The organism is Kitasatospora sp. NPDC051164, assembly GCF_044455625.1.
Lineage (GTDB): Bacteria > Actinomycetota > Actinomycetes > Streptomycetales > Streptomycetaceae > Kitasatospora.
This window is the reverse complement of record NZ_JBITFB010000048.1, coordinates 49,836-56,261: the sequence shown is the minus strand read 5'-3', so window position 1 is coordinate 56,261 and position 6,426 is coordinate 49,836. Positions and strand designations below refer to the sequence as shown.

At 71.9% G+C, this 6,426-nt stretch carries 4 protein-coding genes; all 4 read left to right on the top strand.

Features of this window, described 5'->3' with window-relative positions:
* A partial coding sequence (locus ACIBEC_RS42880) for an ATP-binding protein (protein WP_360501716.1) occupies nt 1-1,502 on the top strand: 1,502 nt, incomplete at its 5' end.
* Complete coding sequence (locus tag ACIBEC_RS42875) at nt 1,499-2,173, top strand: response regulator transcription factor (protein ID WP_360501713.1); 675 nt, start codon at nt 1,499-1,501, stop codon at nt 2,171-2,173. The genes ACIBEC_RS42880 and ACIBEC_RS42875, both read left to right, overlap by 4 nt.
* 604 nt (nt 2,174-2,777) lie before the next feature.
* Nucleotides 2,778-4,217 carry a hypothetical protein gene (locus ACIBEC_RS42870; RefSeq protein ID WP_360501711.1) on the top strand — a complete coding sequence of 480 codons (1,440 nt, stop codon included), beginning with the start codon at nt 2,778-2,780 and terminating at the stop codon, nt 4,215-4,217.
* A gap of 269 nt (nt 4,218-4,486) precedes the next feature.
* Nucleotides 4,487-6,040 carry a Na+/H+ antiporter gene (locus tag ACIBEC_RS42865; protein WP_360501709.1) on the top strand — a complete coding sequence of 518 codons (1,554 nt, stop codon included), beginning with the start codon at nt 4,487-4,489 and terminating at the stop codon, nt 6,038-6,040.
* Nucleotides 6,041-6,426: the final 386 nt, after the last annotated feature.

Sequence of the window (6,426 nt, the reverse complement as noted above, 5' to 3'; positions counted from 1 at the left end):
TCGACGTCCACATGGTCACCCACGAGTTCACCGGCCGCGGCCGGCTACCCGCGCTCGGCCGCCGCCACTCCCGGCGCCGCACCCTGGTCGGCTACACAGCGGGCCTGATCGTTCCTCTGCTGCTCACTGCTGCGCTGTCGCCGTTCCGTGGTGCGCTCAACCTGACCACGGACGCGTTGATCTTCCAACTCGGCGTCGTGGCCGTGGCGTTGCTGGGTGGCGCGATGTCCGCCTTGCTGGCCGCGCTCATCGCCTCGGTGCTGCTGAACTACTTCTTCATCCCGCCGCTCCATACCCTGACCATCGACGAGGCCAACAACATCGTCGCCCTGGTGGTCTTCGCCACGGTCGCACTCACCGTCTCCACCGTGGTCGACCACGCCGGTCGGCTCACCAGCAGGGCCGCCCGGGCCACCGCCGAGGCCGAGACCCTCTCCACCCTGGCCGGCAGCGTGCTGCGCGGCGCCGATGCGGTGCCCGCCCTGCTGGAGAAGTCCCGGACGGCCTTCGGCATGGACTCCGTGACCCTGCTCGACAGCCTTACAGGAGAGATGATCGCTCACAGTGACGCCGAGGCGGGTGGGGTGGAGGAGATCGAAGACCAGGAGTCGACCGAGGTAGCCGTCGGAGAGCGGGCCGTTCTGGTGCTCACCGGCCGCCGGCTGCCCGCCGCCGACCAGCGCGTGCTCACCGCCTTCGCCGCCCACGTCGCCGCCGCCCTCGAACGCGACCGGCTCGCCGTGGTCGCCGCCGAGGTCGAACCCATCAAGGCCGCCGACCGGATGCGCACCGCCCTGCTCGCCGCCGTCAGCCACGACCTGCGCACCCCGCTAGCCGCCGCCCTCGCCTCGGTCGGCTCACTGCGCAGCCCCGACGTCGAGTTCTCGCGCGAGGACCAGGCCGAACTCCTCGCCACCGCCGACGAATCCCTGGTCAAGCTCACCCGCCTGGTCGACAACCTGCTCGACATGAGCCGCCTCCAGGCCGGCGCACTCACCCTGCACCTGGCGCCCACGCCGCTGGAAGAGGTGCTGACGCGCGCCATGGACTCACTGCCCGACCCGTACGCGCCGATCCAGCCGCTGGACCTGGACACGGCCCCGGCGGTGCTCGCCGACCCGCCGCTGCTGGAACGCGTCCTCGCCAACGTGATCACCAACGCGCTGCGGTACAACGCCCCCGGCACGCCAGTCCTGGTCACCGCCAGCCACCACGCCGACCAGGTCGAGCTCCGGGTGATCGACCGCGGCCCCGGCATCGCCCACGAGGACCGCGACCGGGTCTTCCTGCCCTTCCAGCGCCTCGGCGACACCGACAACACCACCGGCGTCGGCCTCGGGCTTGCTCTCTCCCGCGGCCTCGCCGAGGCCATGGGCGGCAGCCTGGAGGTCGAGGACACCCCCGGCGGCGGCACCACCATGCTGCTCACCCTGCCCGCCGCACCGGAGATGCGGATCGAGGAACGCGGCCTCGCAACGCTGGACAGGAGCGCGGACCGGTGAGCCACATCCTCGTCGTCGACGACGAACCGGCGCTGCTGCGTACCCTGCGGATCAACCTCCAGGCCCGGCACTACTCGGTGCTCACCGCCGTCACCGGCCAAGAGGCCCTGGACCTGGCGGGCCAAGCGCCGCCCGACGCCATCGTCCTGGACCTCGGCCTGCCGGACTTCGACGGTGTGAACGTGATCGAAGGCATCCGTTCGACGCTGGCCGTGCCGATCATCGTGCTGACCAGGCGGGCCGAGATCGAGGAGAAGCTCCGGGCGTTCGACGCGGGGGCGGACGACTACGTAACCAAGCCGTTCATCGTGGACGAACTCCTGGCACGGTTGCGGGCCGTTCTGCGCCGGCCTGTCCCGCCCCCGCCCGACCCGTCGGTGCGGATCGGGCCATACGAGGCCCACCTTGCGGCAGGCGCCGTCACCGGCCCCGACGGCCCGGTCCGGCTGACCCCGACCGAGTGGAAGATCCTCGCCCTGCTGCTGGCCAACCCCGGCCGGCTGGTGCCCGGGCGACAGATCCTGACCGAGGTCTGGGGCCCCGAGGCGGAGGGCAACGGCAACTACCTGAGGGTCTACTTCTCCAGCATGCGGCGAAAACTCGAATCCGACCCGGGCCGGCCACGCCACCTGATCACGGAGCCCGGGATCGGTTACCGGTTCCAGCCCTGACCCGCGTGTACCCGGGACGGTCGAGGCTCGCGTTCCGTGTCGGCGTCCCTCCTTCCGGCCTACGGCTCCTCCAAGTCTCAACGAACCTGTCAGGCGCCCACCGTTCCCGCCGTTCCCAGGGGCGGCGAGCCCGCCACGCCGGGCGTGCCGATCCCCCGGGCCTGGCCTACCACGAGGACCAGAAGACGCTCGGCGTCCGGACCTGCGACGGATCCGTGGAGCAGCAGTGGGCGGTCACCCGCTGAGCGGGAGGAACCCCCGCCTGGACCGAGCCGTGGTCGTCCGCCGGACGGATATCGCGCCAATGCCTCGTCAAGATGCACCCCGGGAGCATCAAGGACCCGTCAGGGCGGACGGACGGGCGTTCGAGCGCACCTAGCGTGATCTGCGAGGAAACGGTTCGCCGCCTTGGCGTGGGGCCTGGCGGTGAACCGTTGCCGAATCCCGACCCCCGGCGGGTTCCTCCGGGGAAGGTTCGGCGGCCAGTGAAAAACAGGGAAGGGGGCGCGCGGCGATGCCAACGGGTACGTCGGGCGGTACGGCGGTCATGGGGAAAACGGTCGCGTCGGAGACGGCGCGGCACGAGACGGCCGTACCACTCCCCGTGTCGCGCGCCCCCCAGCACTGGTTCGGCCGCTCCTGGCGCAGCCGGGCGTGGTGGAACACCCCGCGCCTGGTACGTGGGCTCACCGGGCTCTGCCTGGTGGCGCTGCTCGCCGCGGGCACGGCGACCGCCACCGTCCTCGGCGGGGCCCGGAGCGGCACGGACGTCATCGGACACCAGGCGGCACCGCAGGTGGTGCGTTCGGCGGATCTCTACTTCGCGCTCAACGACATGGACGCCCAGGCCGCGAACCTGCTGCTGTTCGGGGCCGACCCGGACTACGCCGCGTTGCACAAGGAGACCCTGGACACCTACGAGCAGCGGCGCACCCAGGCCGACACCGACCTGCAGCGCGTCACGGAAGCGGTGGCGGGCGACGAGGCCGGGCAGCGGGCCGTCCAGACCGTCATCGGTGAACTCGGCCGCTACGAGGCCCTGGTGGCCCGCGCCCAGCTGCTGGAGGACCAGGCCCACGCGCCGGCCGGCCGCCCGTCGGCGGACGCCCTCGCGGCCTACCGGCAGGCCACTGACCTGCTACGCCAGCGCCTGCTGCCGGCCGTCGACGACGTGACCAAGGCCAACGCGTCCGTGGTCGAGCGCAACTACACCGACCAGCGCGACGCCCTGGCCGGCGGCTGGTGGGAGATCCTGGTCGCCGGGCTGGTTGCCCTGGTCGCGCTCGGGCTGCTGCAGCGACTGCTGGCGGTGCGCTTCCGCCGGCTGGTGAACGTGCCGCTGGCCGTCACCTCCCTGATCGCCGTCATCGGGATGGTCACCGCGCTGACGCTGACCTCCCGGGCGGACCACCACCTGGTGGTCGCGAAGAGCAACTCCTTCGACTCGGTGATCGCCCTCAGCCGGGCCCGCGCGGTGGCGTACGACCTCAACGCCGACGAGAGCCGCTACCTGACCGACCCCGCCCGGGCGGCGGCCTACGAGCAGAGCTTCCTCGACAAGACCCAGTCCTTCGCCCGGGTCGAGGGTGCCACCCTCGCCACGTACAACGACAGGCTCGCCGCGCCGGCCGACAAGCACCGGGCCGACCACGGCCAGGTCGGGTTCGGCGGGTACCTCGGCGACGAACTGCGCAACATCACCTTCGCCGGAGAGCAGGACGCGGCGGAGCGGGTGCTGGCGGCGTTCCAGCAGTACCAGCGGGACGACCGGAAGATCCGAGAGCTGAATGCCCAAGGCAAGCTCAAGGAGGCCGTCACCTTCAACACGGGCCTCAATCCGGGCCAGTCCAATGCGGACTTCGGCGTGCTCAGCGCCGCGCTCGAGGAGAACCAGGCCATCAACCAGCGCGCCTTCGAGGGGGCGGTCGCCGACGGCGACAACGACCTCGACGCCACGACCGCAGGTCTCGGCGCGGCGGCCCTGGCGGTGGCGCTCGCCCTGACCGTGGTGGGAGTGCGGCCGCGCCTGCGCGAGTTCGCCTGACGGAGGACACGGGCCACCGACGTCCGGCTCGCCTCCGCCCATCACCTGCCGTCGGATGCAGGCGGTGACCGAAAGGGGTCGCGGTCAGAGGCGATCACACGCTGTTCGCGCCGCTCGCGCTCCGACGGTCCGTGTTTCGCCCCTGCCTTTCCCCGCTAATGCTCCGATAAGATGTCCACAGGTGTGCCGGGAAGCCTGGTCGGCGCGGGGGACGACTGCGGCGATCGGCGGCGGTGACCCCGATTCTTGCGATGGGGTCCTTTCCACCGATGCACGTTGTGGCGATCGTTCTCGTCCTGGTGGTTCTGGCCACGACCGTGGCCACCTTCGCCCAGCGCCTGCGCGTTCCCGCGCCGTCGCTGCTGGTCCTGGCGGGCATCGGGGTGGCACTGATACCCGGCGTCCCCGCACTGCACATCCCCCCGCAGATCATCGGCATGGTGGTCCTGCCGCCACTGCTGTACGCCTCCGCCGAGGAGCTGTCGCTACGCGACCTACGCACGGTCTGGCGCCCGGTGACCATCCTCTCCTTCGGCCTGGTCTTCGCCTCCGCCGCCGCCGTCGGCTTCACCGCCGTCGCCGTCGCCGGACTGCCGCCCGCGATGGCCTTCGTGCTCGGCGCCGTCCTCTCCAGCACCGACCCGGTGGCCGTCACCGCACTCGGCCGCCGCCTGGCCCTGCCGGGGCGCGTCCAGGTGCTCGTGCAGGCCGAGAGCCTGTTCAACGACGCCACCTCACTGGTGCTGTTCAAGGTCGCCATCGGCATCGCGGTGGCCGTCGGCGCCTCGGTCAGCTTGCCGGCGGCGGGCGGGGAGTTCCTGCTGCTCGGCGGGGGCGGAAGCGTGGTCGGCGCCGCCGTCGCGGGCCTGGTGTGGCTGGTGCGCCGCCGTACCACCGACCCGGTGCTGGAGACGGTGATCGCGCTGGTCACCCCGTACGCGGCGTACGTTCTCGCCGAGTCCGCCCACACCTCCGGCGTCACCTCGGTCGTGGTCGCCGGCGTACTGCTCGGCCGCTCCGGCCACCGCCTCACCGACGCCCACATCCGGCTGCAGCTGCACGCCGTGTACGCGGTGGTGGTGTTCCTGCTGGAGAGCGTCGTCTTCAGCATCGTCGGCCTGGAACTGCCGACGCTGGTACGAGACCTGCCCGCCGGCACCGGCTGGTGGCCACTGCAGGCGCTCGCCCTGGCGGCGGTGCTGATCGTGGTGCGGGTCCTCTCCACACTGCCGGTCACCCGTGCCGTCAAGCCCAGCCAGGGCAGAGGTCGACTGTCCTGGCGGGTCGCCGGGGTCGTCACCTGGGCCGGCACCCGGGGAGTCATGCCGCTGGCCGCCGCCCTGTCCATCCCCCTGCTCGCCGACGACGGCACGAAGCTCCCGGGACGGCCCCTGGTGCTGGTGCTGACCACCGCCGTCGTCGTGTTCACCCTCGTCGTCCAGGGCCTCACCCTTGCCGCCGTCGTCAACCGCTCCGGCCTCGCCCTCGAACCCGAACACACCGCCCGCGAAGAGGACGACGCTCGCGACGCCCTCAACCGCGCCGCCCTCGACCACGTCGACCACCTCGCCGAGCTGGAAGCCCTGCCGGACACCGCCCTCGACCGGGTGCGCCGCGCCCTCACCGCCCGCCTCGACCGCACCCCCGAGACCCCCGACGGCACCACCGCCGACGCCGCCTACCGCCAGCTGCGCCAGGAGGTCATCGCCGTCCAGGGCGCCGAACTCCACCGTCTGTACGACGAGCACCGCATCAGCGACACCACCCGCCGCCGCCTCCAGCACGACCTCGACCGGGAGGAGGCCGCCCTTGGCACCCCGTGACCCTGACGGCTATCGAGCGGGACCCTGAACGGAAGTGGCGCTGCCGAGGGTCGCCACTCCGTCCGGGGAAGGCACCTCGTGGTGGCAGAAACTGCTGTGGCCGTCCGTCACGGCGGGAGGCGAGGCGAGCCGGTTCAGGCAGGCCGGGCAGGCGGTGACGCTGAGCGGGTCGAAGAGCTGCCGGGCCTGGACGAGCATGCGGAGCCCAGACCGCCTTCGAGATCACCATCACCTGACGGGAGTTCCGTGCACATGAGGAAGACCATCGGGGCCCGGCGAGTACAACCGCGGCCGCTGGTACTTCCTGCTCAAGCGCCCGCTCGCGAACTGACGGACACTCAGTCGTGTGCCCGGGCGTTGCCGGGCGCCCGCCTGACCGCAGCTAC